General features: G+C 64.5%; 20 protein-coding genes and 1 rRNA gene. 11 read left to right on the top strand and 10 right to left on the bottom strand.

The features are described from left to right. The first annotated feature begins 89 nt into the window (after nt 1-89). Nucleotides 90-208: ribosomal RNA gene (gene rrf, locus ACE03M_RS03570) — 5S ribosomal RNA — on the top strand. Nucleotides 209-555: 347 nt separating this feature from the next. Then, nucleotides 556-1,005 carry a QcrA and Rieske domain-containing protein gene (locus ACE03M_RS03575; RefSeq protein ID WP_143924662.1) on the top strand — a complete coding sequence of 150 codons (450 nt, stop codon included), beginning with the start codon at nt 556-558 and terminating at the stop codon, nt 1,003-1,005. A gap of 68 nt (nt 1,006-1,073) precedes the next feature. Here ACE03M_RS03575 and ACE03M_RS03580 read toward each other — a convergent pair whose 3' ends face one another. From ACE03M_RS03580 to ACE03M_RS03590, 3 genes are read right to left on the bottom strand one after another with little or no spacing between them, the layout of a single operon-like run. Next, nucleotides 1,074-1,451, bottom strand: coding sequence for a hypothetical protein (locus tag ACE03M_RS03580; RefSeq protein ID WP_485932773.1), 378 nt, complete (start codon nt 1,449-1,451; stop codon nt 1,074-1,076). Next, nucleotides 1,448-2,566: a serine hydrolase domain-containing protein gene (locus ACE03M_RS03585; RefSeq protein WP_143924664.1), complete on the bottom strand. Its 1,119-nt coding sequence runs from the start codon at nt 2,564-2,566 to the stop codon at nt 1,448-1,450. Before ACE03M_RS03585 ends, ACE03M_RS03580 begins: the two co-directional genes overlap by 4 nt. A gap of 30 nt (nt 2,567-2,596) precedes the next feature. Next, nucleotides 2,597-3,169, bottom strand: coding sequence for a winged helix-turn-helix domain-containing protein (locus tag ACE03M_RS03590; protein ID WP_260848327.1), 573 nt, complete (start codon nt 3,167-3,169; stop codon nt 2,597-2,599). Between the two features lie 103 nt (nt 3,170-3,272). On the opposite strand from ACE03M_RS03590, the gene ACE03M_RS03595 reads away from it, so the two are divergent. Together ACE03M_RS03595 and otsB are read left to right on the top strand one after the other, a co-directional pair. Next, nucleotides 3,273-4,013, top strand: a complete 741-nt coding sequence (locus tag ACE03M_RS03595; protein WP_485932774.1) for an HdeD family acid-resistance protein — start codon at nt 3,273-3,275, stop codon at nt 4,011-4,013. A gap of 77 nt (nt 4,014-4,090) precedes the next feature. Then, nucleotides 4,091-6,736 carry a trehalose-phosphatase gene (gene otsB, locus ACE03M_RS03600; RefSeq protein ID WP_485932775.1) on the top strand — a complete coding sequence of 882 codons (2,646 nt, stop codon included), beginning with the start codon at nt 4,091-4,093 and terminating at the stop codon, nt 6,734-6,736. 98 nt (nt 6,737-6,834) lie between these two features. Here otsB and ACE03M_RS03605 read toward each other — a convergent pair whose 3' ends face one another. Further along, a complete protein-coding gene (locus ACE03M_RS03605) occupies nt 6,835-7,287 on the bottom strand; it encodes a MaoC family dehydratase (RefSeq protein WP_143924667.1) in 453 nt (150 codons plus the stop codon). Nucleotides 7,288-7,487: 200 nt separating this feature from the next. Between ACE03M_RS03605 and ACE03M_RS03610 the strand changes: the two genes are divergently transcribed. Beyond that, the gene (locus ACE03M_RS03610; RefSeq protein ID WP_485932776.1) at nt 7,488-8,018 is read left to right on the top strand and encodes a DUF1990 domain-containing protein; all 531 of its coding nucleotides are present in this window, start codon (nt 7,488-7,490) and stop codon (nt 8,016-8,018) included. Between the two features lie 56 nt (nt 8,019-8,074). Here ACE03M_RS03610 and ACE03M_RS03615 read toward each other — a convergent pair whose 3' ends face one another. From ACE03M_RS03615 to ACE03M_RS03625, 3 genes are read right to left on the bottom strand one after another with little or no spacing between them, the layout of a single operon-like run. Beyond that, nucleotides 8,075-9,355 (bottom strand): sensor histidine kinase, encoded by a 1,281-nt coding sequence (locus ACE03M_RS03615; protein WP_143924669.1) that lies wholly within the window; start codon nt 9,353-9,355, stop codon nt 8,075-8,077. 4 nt (nt 9,356-9,359) lie between these two features. Beyond that, nucleotides 9,360-10,376, bottom strand: coding sequence for a response regulator transcription factor (locus tag ACE03M_RS03620; RefSeq protein ID WP_485932777.1), 1,017 nt, complete (start codon nt 10,374-10,376; stop codon nt 9,360-9,362). Next, nucleotides 10,376-11,053: a hypothetical protein gene (locus tag ACE03M_RS03625; protein WP_260848329.1), complete on the bottom strand. Its 678-nt coding sequence runs from the start codon at nt 11,051-11,053 to the stop codon at nt 10,376-10,378. The genes ACE03M_RS03620 and ACE03M_RS03625 overlap by 1 nt, the downstream gene beginning before the upstream one ends. A gap of 145 nt (nt 11,054-11,198) precedes the next feature. Here ACE03M_RS03625 and ACE03M_RS03630 point away from each other — a divergent pair, with 145 nt between their 5' ends. Further along, nucleotides 11,199-11,462, top strand: coding sequence for a hypothetical protein (locus ACE03M_RS03630; protein WP_143924672.1), 264 nt, complete (start codon nt 11,199-11,201; stop codon nt 11,460-11,462). A 121-nt stretch (nt 11,463-11,583) separates the two neighbouring features. Continuing rightward, on the top strand, nt 11,584-13,230 hold the full coding sequence (locus ACE03M_RS03635; RefSeq protein WP_485932778.1) for a long-chain-fatty-acid--CoA ligase: 1,647 nt from the start codon (nt 11,584-11,586) through the stop codon (nt 13,228-13,230). Between the two features lie 56 nt (nt 13,231-13,286). On the opposite strand, the gene ACE03M_RS03640 is transcribed toward ACE03M_RS03635, so the two are convergent. The 3 genes from ACE03M_RS03640 to ACE03M_RS03650 are packed head-to-tail and all read right to left on the bottom strand — an operon-like array spanning nt 13,287 to nt 16,077. Further along, nucleotides 13,287-15,518: a heavy metal translocating P-type ATPase gene (locus ACE03M_RS03640; protein ID WP_485932779.1), complete on the bottom strand. Its 2,232-nt coding sequence runs from the start codon at nt 15,516-15,518 to the stop codon at nt 13,287-13,289. Then, nucleotides 15,518-15,730, bottom strand: coding sequence for a heavy-metal-associated domain-containing protein (locus ACE03M_RS03645; RefSeq protein WP_143923851.1), 213 nt, complete (start codon nt 15,728-15,730; stop codon nt 15,518-15,520). Before ACE03M_RS03645 ends, ACE03M_RS03640 begins: the two co-directional genes overlap by 1 nt. 53 nt (nt 15,731-15,783) lie before the next feature. Continuing rightward, nucleotides 15,784-16,077 (bottom strand): metal-sensitive transcriptional regulator, encoded by a 294-nt coding sequence (locus tag ACE03M_RS03650; protein WP_143923852.1) that lies wholly within the window; start codon nt 16,075-16,077, stop codon nt 15,784-15,786. A gap of 136 nt (nt 16,078-16,213) precedes the next feature. Here ACE03M_RS03650 and ACE03M_RS03655 point away from each other — a divergent pair, with 136 nt between their 5' ends. From ACE03M_RS03655 to ACE03M_RS03670, 4 genes are all read left to right on the top strand, one after another. Then, nucleotides 16,214-17,989 carry an MOSC domain-containing protein gene (locus ACE03M_RS03655; RefSeq protein WP_143923853.1) on the top strand — a complete coding sequence of 592 codons (1,776 nt, stop codon included), beginning with the start codon at nt 16,214-16,216 and terminating at the stop codon, nt 17,987-17,989. Nucleotides 17,990-18,121: 132 nt separating this feature from the next. Beyond that, complete coding sequence (locus tag ACE03M_RS03660) at nt 18,122-20,164, top strand: sensor histidine kinase (RefSeq protein ID WP_485932780.1); 2,043 nt, start codon at nt 18,122-18,124, stop codon at nt 20,162-20,164. 202 nt (nt 20,165-20,366) lie between these two features. Next, nucleotides 20,367-21,584 carry an acetyl-CoA C-acetyltransferase gene (locus ACE03M_RS03665; protein ID WP_485932781.1) on the top strand — a complete coding sequence of 406 codons (1,218 nt, stop codon included), beginning with the start codon at nt 20,367-20,369 and terminating at the stop codon, nt 21,582-21,584. A 93-nt stretch (nt 21,585-21,677) separates the two neighbouring features. Beyond that, nucleotides 21,678-22,412 carry a response regulator gene (locus ACE03M_RS03670; protein ID WP_143923856.1) on the top strand — a complete coding sequence of 245 codons (735 nt, stop codon included), beginning with the start codon at nt 21,678-21,680 and terminating at the stop codon, nt 22,410-22,412. Nucleotides 22,413-22,484 lie beyond the last annotated feature (72 nt).

Here is a 22,484-nt window from a genome sequence, read left to right on the forward strand (position 1 = left end):
GTGTTCGCGTTCGCTGTACGGTTCTTGGACCGCTACGCCGCTCTTAGAGGACTGTGAGGTTCTTGGGGTGGTTGGTGGTTTGTTGGTTTTGCGGTGGTGATAGTGGTGGGGAAACGCCCGGTTAACCGTTCCGATCCCGGTAGCTAAGCCCATTCGCGCTGATGGTACTGCAACTTGGTGGTTGTGGGAGAGTAAGTGACTGCCGCAATGTTTTTTGATGGGTTTGGGGTCATTCCACTTTTGTGGGGTGGCCCCTTTCTCGTATTCATGCCAGTGGTGTGGGGTTGTGTTGGGGGTTGTCTCGTGTGTTGCGGGGTGGCCCCCTTTTTTTGTTTTTCGTGTTCGTGGTGTGGGGTAGTGCTCACGGTGGGTGTCGCGGTGTCGCGTATTTGGTGGTGGTCTAGTGGAGCGTTTCACACGACTGGCCCCACTGGAACGGCCGGCAGGTGACAGATGGACCTGTCGTAGCCAGGAAAACACGGAAAGTCCGTCTCTTGGCATTGCTGCGTCATCTCCTCGCGCTACCCTGGAAGCCGAACAACCGAGCAGCGGCCTATGGGCAGGAAACTGAGGTGCACAGTGGAAACGAACAGGCGCACGATTATTAAGTCAGCGAGTGTGGTGGGTGGCGTGGCAGTCATCGGGTCTTCTGCTGGGCTCACCTCGGCGTGCAGCTCGGAGGAACCGAACGACTCACAGTCCGACTCTGGCGCAGATGCCACCGTTGAGGCTAGCGAGGTTCCAGTCGGATCCGGAACCGTCGTCGATGAAACCTATGTCATCACCCAACCGAAGGAGGGCGAGTTCCACGCCTTCTCTTCCGTCTGCACACACCAGGGCTGCCAGGTTCGCACCGTGACCGAGAAGGAGATCGTGTGTCCGTGTCATTCCTCGAGGTTTTCGACGACTTCAGGTGAGGTGACCGACGGTCCCGCAACCGAGCCTCTCCCCGAATTTTCGGTGTCTGAAACCGACGGGAAGCTGACGATCTCCGGCGGCTCCTGAACTGAGCGGTCCGCACTTCTTGCGAGCGAACGCTTCGGCGATCTCGGTATTCTCCGACGCCGACGGGCCTAGCTCAGCAGCAGTCCCGGTACCACTAGGGCACCGGAGACAGCGAGCGTGAGGACGCTCGACACGCTGAGGTTGGTCAGCTCCGACCGGCGCGTCTTCTCATTCTCTGCCCGCCAGGAGAGGCTCGGCCACGCCGTTACTGCCAGATACACCGCGATGACATAGCCGCCGAGGCTGAGCATCCAGACGTATAGGAACCACGAGTTCCATCCGCCGAAGTCGGCGATGAGCCGGACGAGCAGGAGCATGGCGACGGCTACGAGAAGATTGCTCAGCAGCATTGTTCGAGTTGTCGCTCGAGTTGCCCGGATGGCGGCGAAGGATCCCCACGCGACGACGACTGCGCTGGCGATCTGAGAAACGAGTTCGGGATTCATGATCGGTCTCCTGTCGACGAGATCAGGTCGGCGGCGTCGTCGACCCAATTCGCCGAGTCGACGAGGACGACGATCCCCTCGTGCGATTCGGGGTCAAAACCGAGGTAGGACCGGTATCCACCGGTGCCGCCGTTGTGCCAGGTGAGATTCGGACTGCGATCCTTCGTTGTGAACCAGGCCCAACCGATACGGTCCCTCTCGTCATAGTCTGCGCGAGGGTCGATCGCCTTCGCGCCTGGAGCCGTCCCGTCCATCGTCGCTCGCAGCCAGATGCTCATATCGTGCACTGTCGACCTGGCGGCGCCCGACGGGGCTGTCCCGCCCAGTGTCCAGGGCGCGGCCCTGAGCCCGGAGGCCGTGTAACCGTGGGGCAGTCCCTGCACCGATTCGGGCACGTACGTGCTATCCATACCCAGGGGCTCGGTGATCCGGTCACGAACGAGATCTCCGTAGCTGGATCCGGTGACTGTCGCGAGGGCCTGACCGAGGATCCCGAAGGCAAAGTTCGAGTACTCCGGCTCCTTCTCGCCCACGTCTGCATCCTTGAGGGAGTCGACGAGATCCCTCGCGGTCCCGCGATAGGGGTCGGTGTGGAGGTATCGCGAAAGTAGGCTCGCAAGGCCGTCTCCGAATCCCAGCGTCGGTTCCTGTTTGGGCAGACCCGAACGTTGCGTGGCGATCGAGGTCAGGCTGACCTGGGCGACTTCTCCTTCGAGATCGGGCCACACATCGCCAAGTCGGGTACTCTCGTCGATCTCACCCCGCTCGATGGCGTCGGCGAAGAGCGCAGCGGTGAAGGTCTTCGTGATCGACCCGATCTCGAACTCAGAATTCTCGTTCGCACCGACCCCACCCCAGGTGACCTCATCGCCGTTGACCTTCGCGGCCGCAACATGATGCCAGTGCGCGCTGCCGAGCGTCTCCTCGACCTCTTTGACCAGACCGGCATTGCCGGTGGCCTGACCTTGGAATCCGCGGGGCAACGGTGTGATGACGGCGAGGAGGGCCGCAGTGATCACAGCGGCGATGATTGCAGTCGGCCGGCGCTGGGATGTGGCTCTCTTCGGGTGCGGGGGAGGGGTGCTCGTGTGCGAGGCGTTGGTGCTGGTATCCATTTGCTGTCCTGTCCCAAGGTCAGTGCGGTGTCAGTGGGTGCCGATGAGGATGAGCGTGAGCAGGGGAATGATCTTCTGACCAGGGACCCTCCAGTGTCCGCGCCGAGAACTCTCGAGCCAGCCTGCTCCTGCGAGGGCATGGACATGGTGGTAGATCTGGCCGGTTGTGCCGAATCGGTCATCCTGGCCGAGCTGGGACACAGTGGTCGTGCCCTCGTAGACCGCCTGCAGGAGCTCAAGCCGGACTGGGTGGCCCAGTGCTGCCAGGGCAGGGGCCGCCTCGGCGAAGTTGAGGTCTTCGAGTGCAGCGGAGGGCAGGCCCATCTGCCAGGAAACCGGGGACTCGGTGCCAGGCGGGGTGATGTGACCGGTGTAGACGACACCACCTTCGTCTCCCGCATGGTCGAGGAGGCCGTTGAGGGCCCAAAAGGTATCGTCCTCGGAAGCTCGGGCCGGCCGTTGGCCTGGGGCAGAGTCAGAGGCGGCCTCGGCAGGAACAGCAGGTCCGACCCCTGCATTCTCCAGGTCGGCGACCTTGCGCTCGAGCTCCGCCAGACGGGCCTCGACTGTGGTCCTCGAATCATCCTTCGGCTGGGTACTCATAGCCCCAAAATACAATGAATACGTAATTACGTAAAGACGTTAATCGCTAGAGGAGTGCCCGGTACCAGACAGACTCAGGTGGGAGACCTAAACTGGTGGTGTGATGAGTACCGACGAACCGCGCACCGAGCCCACGCAACCGCGACCTGAAGCACTGCCCCAGGCCATCTCCGAGTCGAAAGCGCTCGGTGCTCCGATGGTCGTCCGCGGAATCCTGGGCGTCGCCTTCGGCTTCGCGACGGTCTTCTGGCCACGTGATGCGGCAAGCCCAAAACACCTGTCGATGGGCGTCGACATCGTCGACATCCTGTCCATCAGCTACCTCGTGCTCTTCGCTATCGCCCTTGTCTACCAAGCCCTCCGCTCGCCGCTGAGCGTGCGCACCGCGGTCTACGGTCAAGCTGTCATCACTATCCCCGCGATCGTGTTCCTGTTCCTTGCAGACCAACCCGCGGAACTGCGTGCGGCAATGAGTATCTGGGCCCTGCTCCACGGACTCATCGAGCTGTACAACTACCGTCAGCTCAAGTCCCACCCGATGGCCTCGGACTTTCTCATCGCTGCGGCCTGCCATGTGCTGCTCGGCGTGATCCTCATCTTCGGAGACGGATTCGGTGCGCTGTGGATCCTCGGCTTCACCGGTGTGGCCACTCTCATCGCCGGCGTCATCTTCATCATCGGCGGCTACTCACGCATCAGCAGAGCCAAGCAGATCGCAGCCGGCAAAGAGACATTCGTCAATGGCCTCCCCGCAGCCGAGACCGATGATCCAACTGCTCCCGACTCACCAGACGCTCCCGACTCACCAAACGCTCCCGACTCACCAAACGCTCCCGACGACTAGAACTGACGCTCGCCGCGCAGCCGCCGACGACCACGTCACCCGACGCCCCCAGCCGAACTCGAGAAGACCGAGGTGAGATGAGCACCGTCGAGCACGACTACGAGAATCTTTCCCCACTGACTCCCATTGCCGCCTCCGTCAGCTCCTCGGGCCTCCTGGGCGACCTGGCCGAAGCCAGCCGCGAACTCTCCCCGGAGCTCTTCCGCCGACTCTTCGAAGTCTCACGTTCGCCCTCACTCCTCATCGCCACCGACTACGACGGCACCATCGCGCCGATCGTCGACCTCCCCGGCCGGGCCTTCCCGCTGACCTCCTCGGTCGACTCACTGCGCGCGCTCGCTCTGCTCCCTTCCACCTCGGCGGGGGTGATCTCCGGTCGCAGCCTCCGCGATCTCGCGGCGATGTCACGGCTGCCCCGGGAGGTCCACCTCTTCGGCTCGCACGGGGGAGAGACGGACACTGTCGCCATAGACAGCCTCGATCCGGAGCAGCGCACCGCTCTCGATGGCCTTCGGCGAGACGTGTTCCAGACGCTGCCGACCACGATCATCGAACACAAGACCACCGGCGCGGCTGTCCACCTGCGCGGGCTCGACGAGGCAGAACGCCACAAGGTCGAATCTGCGGTGGATGAACTCGTCGACACTCACGCGATCTTCCCGACTCGGGGCAAGCAGGTCATCGACCTCTCGGTCGTCCCCTCCTCGAAGGCTGAGGCTCTCCAGCGCCTGCGGCAGCAGACCGGTGCCGAGGTGGTCGTGTTCATCGGCGATGACACCGCGGACGAATTCGCCCTGGAAACGCTCGGGGAGCAGGACCTCGGGCTCAAGGTCGGCAGCGAACCCGTCGAGACCCACGCCGACTACGGGATCAACTCACCGGCGGAGGTCTCTGTCGTCCTCGCTGCGATCTATGAGCTGCGCAAGTCCTGGCTCTTCGGCAGGCGTGCGATCTCGATCCACCGGCACAGCTTACTGGGCAATGGTCAGTCGACGGCACTCGTGGACCCCAACGGCCGCATCTGCTGGATGCCGCACCCGCTGCCGCATTCCTCATCGATGTTCTCCGAGATCCTCGGGGCCGAGGCGGCCGGATTCTTCGCCGTCGAGACAGAGGCCGGCACCGCGCCGCTGACACAGCGCTACATCACCCACTCGACGTTGCTCGAGACCCGGTGGCCAGGGCTCAACTGCCTTGACTACCTGGCCCCTGTCGACGCCAACAGCGATGACACCATTGTCGTACGTGTGCTCACCGGCGACACCGCAGCTCGGATCCGCTTCGCACCGCGCCTCGACTACGCGACCGTGCCTACGCAGATGGTGCGCACAGACGACGGAGTGCAGGTGCTGGGAACCTCCGAACCCATCTCCCTGATCGCGCCGGGCATCGATTTCGAGATCTGCGATGTCGGACAGTCTCACACCGCCGAGGCAGTCGTCGTACCTTCGCAGCAACCTGGAGGAGCCGTCGTGCTCGTCTTGGCCTGCGGCACCGGCACCGGTGACGCGAGGTACATGGCGACAGGTGGAGAGCACCATGTGCGCGAACGCGCCCTGAACTTCTGGACGAATTGGGTCGGCACCCTCAACGTCCCCAGCCACCATCGGGAAGAGGTCATCCGCTCGGCGATCACCCTGCGCGCCCTCTGCCACGAACCGACTGGAGGAGTGCTCGCCGCACCGACGACCTCCCTGCCCGAAGGCATCGGCGGTGTGCGCAACTGGGACTATCGCTACACCTGGCTGCGGGACGGCTCGATGACCGTGCGCGCCCTGCTCGCTCTGGGCTCCACCGGTGAAGCCGAGGGCTTCCTGTCCTGGTTGACAGGAATCCTGGCCCGCACCGTGTCTCCCGAGCAGCTCCACCCGCTCTATGCCGTCGACGGCTCCGCACTGACCACCGAGGCGGTGCTGGCCCACCTGCCCGGATATGCGGGATCCCGGCCGGTGCGAGTGGGGAACGCGGCAGAGCACCAGGTCCAGCTCGACGTCTTCGGTCCGGTCACGGAACTCCTCAATGAACTCAGTGAGCACCTCGGCGATCTTCCGGATTCCTATTGGCAGCTGACCTGCCAGATGGTCGAGGCCGTGAGCAAACGGTGGTTCGAGGCCGATCACGGCATCTGGGAGGCCAGGCGGCCGCCGAAGCACAACGTCTACACGCGAGTGATGTGCTGGGTCACGGTCGATCGGGCTCTGCAGATCGCCGAACGCTTCGGCCGCCGACTTCCCGGTGCCTGGCGGCAGCTGCGCGAGGAGATCGCTCACGACGTGCTCGAGAACGGGTACAACGAGGAAGTCGGAGCCTTCACCGTTGCCTACGGCGAGGCCGACCTCGACTCGGCCTGCCTGTTCGTGGGGCTCTCGGGTCTGCTGCCTGCCGATGATCCGCGCTTCGTCTCGACGGTCGACGCCATCGAGCGTGAGCTGCGGGTAGGACCGACGGTCTTCCGTTACCTCTACGACGACGGGCTGCCCGGTCTTGAGGGTGGCTTCCACATCTGCACGACCTGGCTCATCGAAGCCTTCATCAAGGTCGGACGCATCGACGATGCCTGGGACCTGTTCCGGCAGGTGGACAACCTGCTGGGGCCGACCGGGCTGCTGGCCGAGGAGTACGACCCGGTGGCGGAGATGCACTTGGGCAATCACCCGCAGGCATACTCGCACTTAGGCTACATCCGCGTCGCACAGATGCTCGACGCCTACCGTCCGAGCTGAGCCAACCAGCAACCGAGAAACGGGTCGAGTGTCAAAAGACGGGTACAAGCGGGTGTTTCTCGACACGCAACCCGTGCCTCGGCGCAAGTGGCGTAGCCTCACTCGACGAGGAGAGTGACCACCTCGGCGATGCACGCAGGTCGCTCTTCGCCTTCGATCTCGATGACGTGCTTGAGGATCACCTGGGTGCCCTTGTCTCCGGGAATGACCTCGTTGACGCTGACGGTGCCGCGCAGGCGGGAGCCCACCGGCACCGGCTGAGCGAAGCGGACCTTGTTGAGGCCGTAGTTGACGCGGATGGACACTCCCTCGATGGTGAAGATCTCGCTCGAGAACTTCGGGATCAGGGACAGGGTGAAGAAGCCGTGGACGATCGTCGAGCCGTAGGGGCCCTCTGCCGCGCGCTGTTCGTCGATGTGGATCCACTGGTGGTCATCGGTGACATCGGCGAAGGTGTTGATCGCGGCCTGGTCAATTGTCGTCCACTCGGACGAGCCCAACTCGGTGCCGACGAGCGAGGTGATCTCATCAATTCCATTGAGTGTGCGCATTCTTGGTTCTCCTTTGATCCGTGACGGTTGTGCGTGACGGTCGTCAGCAGCGAGCGTCTTGCGTGTTCTTAGCGGACATTCGATTGAAGGAATGTCAGTACTTGGCACCTTACTTGTTCGCCTCGAATTTGGCACCGGTGTGTCCGGGATTCGGTAACGGCTCGGCGATGATGTGGCCGGAGTTCGGTTAGGTTGGTGGCATGGAACCACTGACTCAGCCGCTCTCACCCCGGTGGGTCGACCGGCCGGCAGGCTACCGCCACTTCGAATCGGCCTACTTCGTCGGGCATGGCCGCGAGACTTTCGACCGCTGCGCGGAGGAGCTCCTGCATTGGGAGGTGAAGATCCGCAGCGGATTCGACATCTGTGTGGAGGCTTCGGAGGACGACACCGGGTCATTGAGCGCAGGCACAGGCTCCCCGCGGGTTCGCGCCGGACAGGAGCCGACGATCTTCGTGCGACTGGGGCCGTTCCGCCTGCCGGAGCCGGCACGCGTCATCGATGTCTTCGAGTCCGACTCACGACGTGGCTTCACCTACGGGACGGAACCCGGGCACCCGATCACCGGAGAGGAGTCATTCATCCTCATCCACGCTGACGATGATCGAGTCTTCCTCGTGCTGCGCTCCGTCTCACGAGCGGGAATGGGGATCTGGCGCCTCGGCGAACCCTTCGTCCGCCTCGCCCAGATCATCTACCGCAGGCGATACTCCCGCGCACTGCGCAGCTGACTGCGCCCCGCGCGAGGGCCAGCTGATCGCTCCTGCGAACCTGCCCTGCTGGAACCTCAGGCAGATTCGAGATACTGCTGGAGTGCCAAGTCCTGTGCCTCGGGGTCCGGAAAGATCGCCTCGGTGCGTGCACCACCGGTGATCGGATCATTGCTGAAGATCAGGCGAATGCCCAGCAGACGGGCCTGCCCCTGCGCGATGACGAGTCCCAGTCCCATGCCTCCGCCACCGGCGGAGACGAAGCGGGTCGGCCCGGTGTTGACGATGTCGGGTGGGTAGCCGGATCCGGAGTCGGTGATCGTGATGCTCCGAGTGCTCGTCTCCAGGCGGATCGGGTCCCCGCCGTGCTTGATCGCATTGACGAGCAGGTTGGTGATGATGCGTTCGAACCGCCGGACATCGGTGACCAGCGTCGAATTCAGAGCCGCGAACTGGGTGTCGATCTCGTGACCGCCCAGAGCACCGGAGGCCGTCATCGTGCCCAGCAGCGACTGGACCGTCTGGTCGATGTTGACGCGGGTGAACTCGGGGTTCGCGCGACCTGCATCGAGGCGCGAGACTTCGAGCAGGTCTTCGACGAGAACCTGCATGCGCTTCACCCGATCCTTGACGAGCTCGGCAGGACGCGAATCCTCTTCGAGCAGGTTGGCCGCGTTGACGAGGCCGGTCAGCGGAGTCCGCATCTCGTGTGCCAGGTCCGCGGTGAAGCGCTGCTCGGAGTCGATGCGCTCAGTCAGCCGTGTCACGGCTGTGTCGACCGCCGAGGCGAAGGCCGCGACCTCCTGGTCCGTGTCGTCGACGACATCGGCGATCCTGATGCTCGTATCTCCGGCCGCGATCTTCCGCGCGGCCTGGGCGCCCAGAGTCAGCCTGCGTGAGATGCGCCCAGCCACGATGGAACCGACGCCGCCGACGACCAGCGAGGAGCCGATCATACCCACCAGCAGAGCCTGGTCGATGCGGCCGATGAGCTCCTGGCTGTCCTTGGTCGAAGCGCGCACGGAGATCACCTCGGTGTAGGTGCCGACCTCGATCGGGGCGGCCGCCCACACGATCTCCTCACCATCAACCTCGGAGCGCATCGTCACGCTCTGGCCCTTGAGCGCCTGGGCGCGGGCGTCCTTGGGCAGCGCAGGGTCATCGATGCGGGCGTTGAGGGTGAGCACTCCGGTCTCGGAGAAGATCGCGACGGAGTTCGCGAGCTGCTCGGTCACGGTTGAGCGCATACGATCATCCTCGGCACGGGCCGCGGACTGGCGCAGCACGATGGAGCAGGAGAGCACGGCGATGATGACCGAGGCAACGATGAGAAGGGAGATCTTCCAGCGCAGTGACATGGGATCAGCCCGCGAAGCGGTATCCGAATCCGCGGACGGTCTCGATCATGCTGGCGCCGATCTTCTTCCGCAGGCGCTGGATATGGACGTCGACGACACGGGAGTCGCCGGCCCATTCATAGCCCCAGACGGTGAAGGCGATCTTCTCACGGGAGTAGACGTGCTCGGGCTGTTCGGTCAGGAGCAGGAGGACTCTCAGCTCGGTGGGAGTGAGGTGGACTTCTTCGCCGTCGATCTCCACGGTCAGGCGACCGGTGTCGAGGACCAGGGAACCCAAGCGCGTCCGGAACGGGCCGAGCTCGCGGTCGGACTCGGTGCTGCCGTTGTTGTTGGCGCCCATGCTCTTGTAGCCGCCCTGGCTGGACACCGACTGCATAGCCGGTGAGCTGTCAGGGCGGGGAGGAACGGTGACATCGCCGCCGATCATCTGCTCGTTGCCGCTGTCGTTCATGTCCCCCGAGGTGAACTTTCCGCCTGCCCCCAGGAACGTGTCATCGGATTCGAGTTGTGCCTTCAGGCGTTCGCGGGTGTCCATGCCTGGGCTGGCTCCGAGCACCTCGGGGATTCCGTCCCCAGTGATCATGCCGCCCGGGCCGATCACGGTTTCGTGCTCCTCGTCCAAATCGGTGGTCGGGGAATAGCCGAGTTTGTCGGTGCCGGTGGTGATGAAACGGCGGACGACAGCGCGGATGCGGGCGTTGAGCACCTGCATGTCGAAAGGCTTGGTGAGATAGTCATCGGCTCCGGCTTCGAGCGCCTGGACGATGTCGATCGAATCCGAGCGTGCGGAGATGATGATGATGGGAATGGTGGACCGCTCACGCACGGCCCGGCAGATGGATGCGCCGTTCATTGTGGGCAGCATGAGGTCGAGGAGCAGAACGTCGGCACCATGTGCAGCGACGAACTCGTACCCCTCACGACCGTCGGCGAATGCCGACACCGTGTAATCGAACCGTTCCAGGCCGATCTGGGTTGTCTCCCGGATGACCTCGTCATCCTCAACCAGAACAATATGCATTACGTTTCTCCATTAAGCCGCGTGAAGCGTTGACCCGGTTCAAACCTACCTTCATGCAGGCGGAAGACCTGCACCGACCAACCCGAAGGGCAGCAGGCATCGTCACCGTCGGCGTACATCGCCTCCTGCACTACCAGTGTCCCATTCTTACCTGGGCTGAGTTTCAGCTGGTTGCCGGTGGCGATCAGCTCAAGGCGGGGTTTGCCGTCCTCTTCGCTGATGACGGCGCCCGCAACGATCTCGCTCTTCTGCTGCGGATTGGCCACCGTGACGAGTTGGAACCTCTGATCGTCACTGAGGAAAGGCGTTGAGAATTTGAGACATTCCTTGCAGTCGGCGACGACCTGCGCAGACTCTGTCGCCTTCCCCGTCACTGCGACCCCAGAAGCGTCCATGATGAGCTTGCGGATCTCCGTGAGCGAGAAGGGGTCGTCGGGTGGGCCCGAATCTTTGTTGGCAGGTTCGAACAATGAGGGGGATGTCTCACCTTCAGGTTCGACCCGCAATCCCCTGTCCGGACCGCATGCGGTCATGCCCGCCAGCGTGAGCGTCGCAAGGACGGTTGCGATCACTGCTCTGCTGATTGTGCGCGGGCGCGACTTCTGACCAGGGGTGACCTGGTTCGGGCTGAGCGCGCGCGACACCTCATCTGAGGGGCGCCGAATGGGGATGGGCACGTAGACATTTTTGCTTGTTCTGCTCGGGTAGTCCACCTGAGTCCCGTTTCGGGCGAATCAGGAACGGTCGATTGCCCACCTCGCCTACGGGCTGCCGAGCGACCTCGGTGCACCGATTCTCAGCTGAAGTCGGTACGCTGGGGTCATGGCAGCATCGAAGTCTGAGAAGAAGTCCACCAGCACCGTGTCCTACAAGGATGCGTTCAAAGCGGGGCTCGTCTGCGGCGTCGCCGTACTGATCCTGTCGCTCATCGTCACCCGCGCCTGGCAGGACCCGACCGCGTTCGGATTCGCCTTCGTCTATGCCGGTGTCGCGTTCGTCCTGGTCAGCGCCTGCGCCTGTATTCTCAACTGGGTGATGCGCAATGACACCCAGAATGACGATCAGACCTACCCGATCCTCAAATGAGCACAGCGGTCCTCGCGTAACCCCTGCCAGCAGACAGGACCCCCGCCAGCAGACAAGCCCCCCGGTCAGCAGACAAGCCCCCTGTCGATTGAGGCTCACCTCGGTGACGTAGGCTTTTTCCATGGAGACCTGGAACACAGAACTGACACCGTTGTCCTTCCTGCGCCGCTCGGCCGACGTCTTTCCCGACAAGCGCGCCGTGGCCTACAACGACCAGGAGATGACCTACCGCGAAATGGCCGCGGCCGTGGAGACCCGGGCGCATGCTCTGCGCGCAGCGGGCATCAAGCCCGGCGACCGAGTCGCCTACCTCATGCCCAACCTTCCAGAGGCACTCATCGCCGAATTCGCCGTGCCGCTGGCCGGTGCCGTGCTGGTGCCGATCAACACCCGGCTGGCCCCCGAGGAGGTCCGCTACATCTGCAATCACAGCCAGGCGAAGCTGCTGGTCGTGGACACGCAGCTGTGGCCCAGCGTCGCCCCCGTCATCGACGGCCTCGACACGGTCGAACGCATCGTCGACGTCGAGGACACGACGATCGATTCCTCCGCCGAGGCGGTCCGCCCGGATTCGTCCTCACCCGTCGTGACCGGCCTGGACGAGTTCCTGTCCGGCGCCGAAGCTGACGCCGAGGCACTCAGCTGGAGCGTCGAGGACGAGCGCGCGACGTTGTCGATCAACTACACCTCCGGCACGACAGGACGGCCCAAGGGCGTCATGTACACGCACCGGGGCGCCTATCTCAACGCTCTCGGCGAGGTCATCCACTCCGCACACGACGAGAAGAGCGTGTACCTGTGGACACTGCCCATGTTCCACTGCAACGGCTGGTGCACGGGCTGGGCTCTGACCGCAGCCGGCGGCACCCAGGTGTGCCTGCGCGAGGTGCGCGCAGACGTGATCTGGGATCTCATCGATCGTCACACGGTCACTCACCTCAACGGTGCCCCGACCGTGATGAGCACGGTCATCAACGCCGAACAGGCGCATTCCCTCGACCGGGCAGTGACAGCAACGATGGCGGGTGCCGCACCGAGCCCGACCCTCATCTGGCAGATGGAGGCACTGAACTTCGAGATCGTGCACGTCTACGGCCTCACGGAGACCTACGGCCCGTATACGGTGTGCGAGTGGCAGGATTCGTGGGATTCACTGGATGACAAGTCCCGGGCAAGGCTTCGCGCACGGCAGGGAGTCGGCATGGTCCAGGCCGATCAGGCGCGCATCGTCGCCCTCGAGTCAGGTGACGAGCTCGTCGATGTTCCAGCCGACGGACAGACGATCGGAGAGATCGTGATGCGCGGCAACAACGTGATGAAGGGCTACTTCCGTGATGAAGACGCCACCGCGAAGGCCTTCCAGGGTGGTTGGTTCCACTCCGGTGACCTGGGCGTGATGCACGAGGACGGCTACATCGAACTGCGTGATCGGTCGAAGGACATCATCGTCTCCGGCGGAGAGAACATCTCGACCGTCGAGATCGAGCAGTCGATCTCCTCGCACCCGGCAGTCCTCGAAGTCGCCGTCATCGGAGTCCCCGACGACAAATGGGGCGAACGGCCGAAGGCGTTCGTCATCGTGCGTGAGGGACAGCCGGTGACCGAGGCAGAGGTCATCGACCATGTGCGCACGCAGATCGCGAAGTACAAGGCCCCGCGCGAGGTCGAAGTCGTAGAGTCCCTGCCCAAGACCTCGACCGGAAAGATCCAGAAGTTCGAACTCCGCAACCAGGAGTGGGGCGACCGCCCCTCACGTATCCAAGGCTGACGCGTAAGCGCCCTCACCGGGGTGACCGCGGCGAGGGCGCTTGCGCGCGAGACGTCCTACCTGAACCTCAGCAGGCGCAGGCTGTTGAGGACGACGAAGACCGAGGAGAACGCCATCGCGGCGCCGGCGATCATCGGGCTCAGCAGGCCGAACGCAGCGATCGGAACGGCAGCCGTGTTGTAGGCGAAGGCCCAGAACAGGTTGCCCTTGATCAGTCCCAGAGTCTTCCGGGACAGGCGGATCGCCTGCGGGATCTGACGCGGATCCGAGCGCACCATGGTGATGTCCGAGGCAGCCATCGCCGCATCGGTGCCCGATCCCATCGCGATGCCCAGGTCGGCACCTGCCAGGGCTGCGGCGTCGTTGATTCCGTCACCGACCATGGCCACCGCCTGCCCCTGAGCCTGCAGCTCATTGACCACGGCGATCTTGCCTTCGGGACGGACATCGGCACGGATCTCGGTGATGGCAAGCTTGCCAGCGACCACCTCGGCGGCTTGGGCATTGTCCCCGGTGAGGAGGACGGTGTTGATGCCGAGCGAGTGCAGCTCGGAGATCGCCTCGGCGGCACCGGCCTTGATCTCGTCCGAGACGAAGGTCAGGCCCCGGAAGTGAGAGTCGATGGCCAGGGCGACGATCGTGGCACCGGTGGGCACATCCACAGTCGAGAACGAGACGTCGATCCCGCGCTCCCGGAGCAGATCCGGGCGCCCAGCGAGCACCTCGGCACCATCGATTGTGGCCTGCAGTCCGCCGCCGGGAATGTTCTCGAAATCATCCACCGCCGAGGCGGCCGATCGTTCCTGAGGTGCGCTCGCCTGCGCGACCGGCTGAGCCTCGACCCGCGAATCCGCGTCGGACCGTCCCAGCGTGCTGGCGGCCTCGACGATCGCGCGGGCCACGGGATGCTCGCTCTGTGACTCCAGTCGAGCCAGAACCGCGAAGTCCTCGTCACTGAGCTGCGTCGCCTGCAGGGACATGACGCCCGTGGTCAGGGTGCCCGTCTTGTCGAGGACGACCGTGTCGATCGAACGAGTCGACTCGAGCGCCTCGGGCCCGGAGACGAGGATGCCCAGTTGGGAACCGCGTCCTGACGAGACGGCCAGCGCAGTCGGCGTGGCCAGACCCAGCGCACAGGGGCAGGCGATGATGAGGACGGTGAGCGCGGCGTGCAAGCCCATCGCCCAGTCGCCGGTGATCAGTCCCCAGGCCAGGAGCGTGAGGGCGCTGATCGCGAAGACGATCGGCACGAAAACCGCTGAGATCCGGTCGGCCAGGCGCTGGACGGCCGGTTTGCCCGTCTGCGCACGACTGACCAGATCAGCCATGGCGGCCAGGGTCGTATCGGATCCGACTCGGGTGGCTCGGACCTCGAGCACACCCGAGGTGTTGATCGTGGCGCCGGTGACCGAGTCGCCGAGTCCGACCTCGACGGGAACTGATTCGCCGGTGAGCATCGCCTGGTCGATTGCGGAGTGGCCGGCGATCACCTCGCCGTCGGTGGCGATCTTCTCGCCCGGACGGACGATGAATACATCGTCGACGGTGAGCTCGTCGATCGGGACCTGGACCTCCTCCCGAGCGCCGTCGCTGCGATCGCGCAGCACGCTCGCGGATTTGGCACCCAGCCCCAGCAGTGCCTTGAGGGCGGCGGTGGCGCGGTTCTTCGCCCGGTCCTCGGTGAGCTTGCCGATGAGCAGGAACACTGTGATCGCGGCCGCGGCTTCGAACCACACGTGATAGTCGCCGGGGATCTGCCAGCCGTGGCCCTCGATCACCGCCCGGCCCAAGGTGATATAGGAGTAGAGGCTGGCGACGATGATTCCGACGCTGACCAGGGTGTCCATGGTCGTGGACCTGCCCCGTGCGGCCTTGAACGCTGCCGAGTGGAACGGCCACGCGCCCCAGGTCACCACGGGCAGGGCGAGGATCGCGACGATCCACTGCCAGCCGGGGAAGTGCCAGCTCATGACCATGGACACGGCCACGATCGGCACGGCGAGAATCAGGGATCCGAGGAACCGAGGCCGCAGATGCCTGGGATCGTAATCGACGATCTCTGGCCCGCTCGCCGAGGTGGTCTTGACCGTGGCGCCGTAGCCGGCCTTCTCGACGGCGGCAGTGAGGTCCGCGTCGGTGAGCTCGGATTCGACGACCACGTGGGCGGAATTGAGCGGGAGATTGACCTCCGCGCTGACTCCGTCCAAACGTGTCAGCTTCTTCTCGATGCGCGCCGAGCACGATGCGCAGGTCATTCCCGTGATATCGAGATCGACCTCGCGTGACATCACTTCACCTCATAGCCGGCTTCATCGACGGCGGCGCTGATTGCACCGTCGTCGAGGTCCCTTTCGGAGGTGATGGTCACGGGGGAGTCCCCGCCGGCATTGAGCTCGACAGCGACGTCGGTGACTCCAGGCAGTGCTCCGAGCTCTTCCTGTACGGCGCCTACGCAGTGGCCGCAGGTCATTCCGCTGACGGTGATGGTGGTTGTTCTCATGATGTGTCTCCTGTCTTCGCGCGTCAACCGGCAGGTATGCCGATGATGTCGCCTCAGCTCTTGATGAGCCGGGCAATAGCGGCTGAAGCCTCTTCGATCTTCTTGCGGGCGGCGTCGTCATCCCCTGAGGATGCGGCGTCGACCACGCAATGAGCGATGTGCTCTTCTAAGAGGTTGATGGAGACCGCGTGCAGCGCGGCCGTTGCTGCGGAGACCTGGGTCAGGATGTCGATGCAGTACTTGTCGTCATCGATCATCTTTCCGATCCCACGGACCTGACCTTCGATCCGTTTCATCCGCTTCGCAAGGGCGTCCTTCTGCGGGGTATATCCATAATGCTCAGTCATGACGATACTATATACCCCCTTAGGGTATGAGGCAAGTGGCGGGTCTCCTCGCGCGCTTTGGCATGGAGGGCCTCGGCCATTGTGCAATTGGTCTCACCGTGGGCACCGGGCGTCGCCAAGCTCCTACAATCGAATCATGCGTGTTGCCAGACTGTATCGATTCCCCGTCAAGGGGTTCCCCGCCGAAGAGATCTCAGTGGCGGATGTGCGCACCGAGCGAGGCATCATCGGCGACCGGGTCGCCGCGTTCACCAACGGCAGCCTCGACGTCCCCGACGACAGCTGGCACAGATACTCCGCGTTCACCGTGCTCAAGAACAACACCGACCTGCAGAAATGGCAGGTGGCACTCGACCTCGCCGAAGTGCCTGAAGGGTCTTCGGCGACCGTGACCATGACGTCCCCGACCCAGGAGTCCACGACCTTCCGTACGGATGACCGGGACTCAAGGGCCGCCTCGGCGGACTTCCTCTCTGCCCGCATACCCCCGCAGGGTGACTTCCCGCGCGCACTGAGCGTCGCGGATCAGGGGATGTTCGACTCGCAGGCCTCGGGAATCTCGATCATCAACCCGGCCACGGTCGCCGCGATCTCCAAGACCGCCGAGGGGCAGGCGGCTCTGGCGCCGGACGAAACCGAACTCGACCCGCTGCGCTTCCGCGGCAATGTGCTCGTCGAGGGGCTCGCTCCCTTCGAGGAGTTCGCACTCATCGGCAAGATCGTCCGCCTCGGCGGGGTGCGCCTGGCCATCACTCAGGCGATCGAACGCTGCCCGGCGACTACGGTCAACCCCGCCACCACCGAGGTCGACGTCAACGTCCCCCGGGTCCTGGCCTCGGCATGCGGACACCTGCACTGCGGCATCTACGGCCGCATCCTCGAATCCGGCCTGGTCAGCACCGGTGATCAGATCGAGATCGAAGGCGAGGCCCCACGTGAGCTCGTCAAGACCGCGCGGACCCCGCGCTTCATGACGGTGTTGGGCAGCCAGCAGATCTGCAACGACATCGTCGAGGTCTCACTGCGCGACGACCAGGGCTGGATCCGCCAGTTCGACGAACCCGGCACCAATCTGCGCGTCCATCTCGAACTGGTCGAACCCTTCTGGCGAACATATACGATCACGGACGTGTCCGATGACATCGTCCGGGTTGCGGTGCGCACCCAGGGCAAGGGGTCCCGAGCGGTCGCGGGACTCGCCGCCGGACAATCCATCCTCGCGTCTGGTCCGCACGGAACGATGACCGCCGACAGGGTCTTCGGCGGTACGACTGCGCTGGTCACGGCGGGCATCGGCATCACGCCGAGCCTCGGACTGATGCGCGGGGCACAACTGTCCGGCACGGACAAGATCAGGCTCTTCCACGTCGACCGCGACCACCGGACAGCTTGCCTCTGGGACCGTCTGCAGAAGCGGGCGGAGTCTCGGGCGGTCCCGGTCGAGTCCCACCATCGTGACACCGCGAGCCAGGGCAGGCCGGGTCACGCAGACCTCGTCGACTGGCTGGCAGGCTGCGATAACGTCATGGTCTGCGGGCCCGCCGATTTCACCCGCGCAGTGCTCGACGCCAGCGCCGAGGCCGGAGTCCCGGCGGTGCATCAGGAGATCTTCGCTTCCCCGCACACCGGAATGAGCGAGGCCATCGCTCAGTGCCCGCCCGCCGAGGTGACCCTGGAGAACTCGGGGACCAGCTTCCTCTGGGAACCTCAGCAGGGGACCCTGCTCGAAGCACTGGAAGCGCGCGGACTGCGAGCCGACAGCTCCTGCCGGGGCGGCTCGTGCGGAACGTGCGCCGTGTCCTTGGCCGCCGGGTCGGTCATCTACCCAGTGGAGCCTGCCGCGCGGATCACCGCCGACGAAGTGCTCGTGTGCTCCGCCGTCCCCTCCGGGCCCATCAGCCTCGGGCTCTGATCAGCCCCAGCCTCGGAGACTGATCGGCCCGGGCCTCGGAAACTGATCGACCCCAGCCTCGGAGACTGATCGGCAATAGCCTCGGCGGCTGATCGGCCCGGGCCTCGGCGCAGTGGGTGGCAGAATGGAGCCATGCCCAAGGATCAGCGTGCCAAATTGTCAGGAGGCCTGACAAGACCAGTGGGACGTGTGAGCCGACGAATGAAGCTCGGTGTGGCCGGACGCATCATGTTCGCGAACTCGATCATGCTCGTGGGCATCATGGTGCTGACCACGAGTCTCCTCTACATCCAGCTCTCTCAGCTGAACCAGAAGCGCGAACAGGACCTGCTGGGCTCTGCGGCTGACAATATGTCGATCTCGCTGAGCCTCGTCGGGTCCGGTGAGACCAGTCCGGCCGATTTCATCGACCAAGACTCGCATGACAACGTCGAGACGATGCTCGACAACGTCGTGAGCGAGTACGACTTCGATGTGGCCGCAGTCGTCCCCATCGACTACCTTCTCACCCCTCCGTCCTTGGGTTCGTCGAACCGGCAGGAGCGCAACGAAGCGAATATCGTGTCCTCGAACTCGGGCGATGTACCCGATGACTCCATCGACCAGCTCGCCGCAGCAGTCGACGGTTCGCGGGTCTCCGACGGTGAGTCCATCGTCCGCTTCCTCGACGACGGCGGTCCCGGCGGGGGCACGATGTACGTCATCAGTCCGATCTTCGCGAAGCACCTCGGCGTCGAGGGCATCGGTCCCGACACCGTCGTCGGTGCCGTCATCGTCGGCAACTCCGCCGATTCGGTGCGGGAGGGTTTCTTGGCCCAGAGCAACTGGCTCATCGGCATCGCCATTACGACCCTGGTCCTGGGTATCGCCGCCTCCTGGGCAACCTCCCGCGGCCTGCGTCGAGTCACCGGCGACTACGGGGCCACGGAGCTGCGCAACATGCTCGAGTTCTATTCTTCGGTGCTCAAAGCCGTATCTGAAGGCCTGCTGCTCGTCGACCGCTCTACGGGCATCGTCCTCATCAACTCCGATGCACGCGAACTCCTGGGACTTCCCTCTGCCGGCGATGGCTCCACGGGTGAGGAGGTCCCAGGCACAGACGACCCGGTCGGGGCGACCTCGCCGATCGGCGGCATCGCGCTGCGCGACCTCCATCTTCCCGATGCCCTCATCGATCTGCTCTCGTCTGGTCGGTGGGCCCGCGACGAAATCCACTACACCGACGATCGGGTGCTCGTCGTCAACCAGCAGCCCACCGACGCCGCCAGCGACACCTGGGTGGTGACGATGCGCGACCACACCGAACTCGCCGAACTCTCCGGCGAACTCGTCTCCGTCCGATCGTTCTCCGACTCTCTGCGCGCACAGACCCATGAATACGCGAACCGACTCCATATGGTCGTCTCCCTGCTGGAGACCGGACATGTCGACGAGGCGATCGAATTCGCGGCCAAGGACCTCGATGACCTCAACCGGGTCACCGGCGATGGCCAGATGAGCTTCGATCACCCCGTACTCTCCGCACTGCTGCTGTCGAAGATCGCCCAAGCCGCCGAGGTGGGCATCGACATGACGGTGGACACGGCGGGACTCTCCGGCCGCCTCGGCGGGGACGACCGTGACCTGGCGACCATCCTCGGCAACCTCATCGACAATGCATTTGACGCCCTCAGCAGGCAGGACGTGCTGCCTGAGCACAAGCGGGTGCATGTGCACCTGAGCGGGGCGGGCGGGGCAGGCGGCTTCACGATCGAGGTCAGCGACGATGGTCCGGGCATCGACGAAGAATACGTCGACGCGATCTTCGAACGGGGCTGGTCGACCAAGCACGACGGTGTCGAGACCGACAAGGGACTCGGCCGGCAGGAGACCGGCACCCGTGGGGTCGGACTGTCACTGGTCGTCCAGGCGATCCGTCGCCTCGGCGGGGCAGTGGATGTGCAGGGCCGAGGCGAGGACTTCGACGATTTCCAGGGTGCTGTGCTCACGGTGTGGCTGCCCGACGATGAGTACGTCGATTCCGGTGCGCTCGGCCAAACATCCTGGCTCCCCTCCGCGCGGACTGCGGCATCGAACCACCCGCCGACGGGAAATCCGCCCACGGGGCCGATCCAGATCGTGAGCGACGACCGCGATAACCGCGATAACCGCGATAGCCGCGATAGCCGCGACTGAGCTGCTCGGCGGCACGACAGTTCGCGCCGATTTCACAGGCGGCCGACAGTCTGACCTGCTCAGCGGGCGGTCGCGGGTGGTGGGCGACGTCCCAATGAATGAAACATTTCCGCGACATCGTGTGGATCCGGCTTAGGTTATGCAGGAATGCCGGGCTGGCGACCACATGTCATCGGCTGAAGCGAATACGAGTGGAGGAACTATGGACCAGGACATCGTCGTTTGCGAACCGCTGCGCACCGCGATCGGAGGATTCGGAGGACAGTTCCGCGACATCCCTGCGCACGAGCTCTCCGCCACCGTAGTCCGCGAACTCATCGCCAGGACCGGACTCGATCCCGAACTCGTCGCTGACGTCATCATGGGACAGGGCTACTCCACCTCCGAGGCTCCCTGCATCGGCCGTGTCACCGCACTCGACGCGGGCCTTCCCGTGACCGTGCCCGGCAAGCAGGTCGACCGCCGCTGCGGTTCCGGACTGCAGGCGGTCATCGACGCCTCGATGGTCGTCGGCTCCGGCAACGGAGACTTCGTCATCGCCGGCGGTGTCGAATCCATGTCCCACGCACCCTTCTACAACGACACCATCCGCTGGGGTGTCCGCGGCGGCAACGCCGAATTCACCGACTCCCTGGGCCGCGGCCGCACCACTCCGGGCGGAAAGAACTACCCGGTCCCCGGAGGCATGCTCGAGACCGCAGAGAACCTGCGCCGCGAGTACTCGATCGGCCGCGAAGAGCAGGACGAACTCGCATACAACTCACACCAGCGTGCAGCCGCAGCGGCCAAGGACGGACGCTTCGCCGAAGAGATCGTGCCGGTGACGATCCCCGGCACCCGCAAGGTCGCCGAACACCAGGTCGACGCCGATGAGCACATCCGTCCCGACACCAGCATCGACAAGCTCGCCAAGCTGCGTCCCATCCTGGGCAAGGGGGATGACCAGGCGACCGTCACCGCAGGAAACGCTTCGGGCCAGAACGACGGAGCTGCCGCGAGCATCGTCACCACTCGCGCCGCCGCCGAGGCCCAGGGGCTCAAGCCGCTCGGCCGCCTGGTCAGCTGGGCAGTGGCTGGCGTGCCGCCGAAGACCATGGGCATCGGCCCCGTCCCGGCCACCTCTAAGGCACTCGAGAAGGCCGGGCTGAGCTTGGCCGACATCGACCTCATCGAACTCAACGAGGCCTTCGCCGCCCAGGCGCTGTCCGTGACCCGCGAATGGGGCTTCGGCAAGGACGACTTCGACCGCCTCAACGTCAACGGCTCCGGAATCTCCCTGGGCCACCCGGTCGGCGCGACCGGCGGCCGGATCCTGGCGACGATGCTGCGCGAGATGGAGCGCCGCGACGCCCGCTACGGACTCGAGACCATGTGCATCGGCGGAGGCCAGGGCATCGCCGCAATCTTCGAACGCGCCTGAGGATTTGCAGCGTTCCAGTCCTGTGTCACGGATGTGCCCAGGCTGTAACACGAACAGCGGCAGACCCGCAATGGCGACGGTTAGACTGGCGGCATGTCAGATACAACTGCGCCTGAGTCGAGCATCGGTGTGCTCGTGGTTGAGGACGAGGCAGTCGCCGCCCGAGCCCACGCGAAGTACATCGAGCGCATCGACGGCTATCACCTCGCCGGCGTGGCGAAGAACGCCACTCAGGCGATGGCCGCTCTGACCGGAAAGATCTACGGTCTCAATGCGGACTGCATCAACCTCGTCCTCCTCGACATGAACCTTCCCGACGGCCACGGACTGCAGGTCTGCCGGGCCATCCGCGGTCATCGCGTCGACGTCGACATCATCGCTGTCACCGCGGCCCGGGATATGCAGATCGTGCAGGAGGCACTGTCCTATGGTGTTGCCCAATACATCATCAAACCGTTCACCTTCCCGGTCTTCAAATCCAAACTTGAGGCATATTCCTCTTTCCGCAACAGCCTCGGCGGGGACAGCACCGAGGGCGAGGTCACCCAGACCGACGTCGACACCGCAATCGCAGCACTGCGCACCCACACGGTGACTGCGACCGCCAAGGGCGTCCCTGATGCTGTGCAGACAGAAGTGAAGTCCGTCCTCGACGTCAAACCCGGACAGTCCGCCGCCGAGGTCGCCGTTGGTCTCGGTGTCTCCCGAGTGACCGCACGTCGGTACTTGGAGGCCATGGCTGACGCGGGCATGCTCGCCCGCCGACCCCGGTACGGAGCGGCCGGCCGGCCGGTGCTCGAATACACCGTCATCACCGAGGACGCCTGAATCACCCCCTCGACGCTCGGACCCCTGTCCCCGCCCTGTCCCCGCCACCCCTCGACGCTCGGATGCATACCC

The organism is Brevibacterium sp. AGC70, from assembly GCF_057334195.1.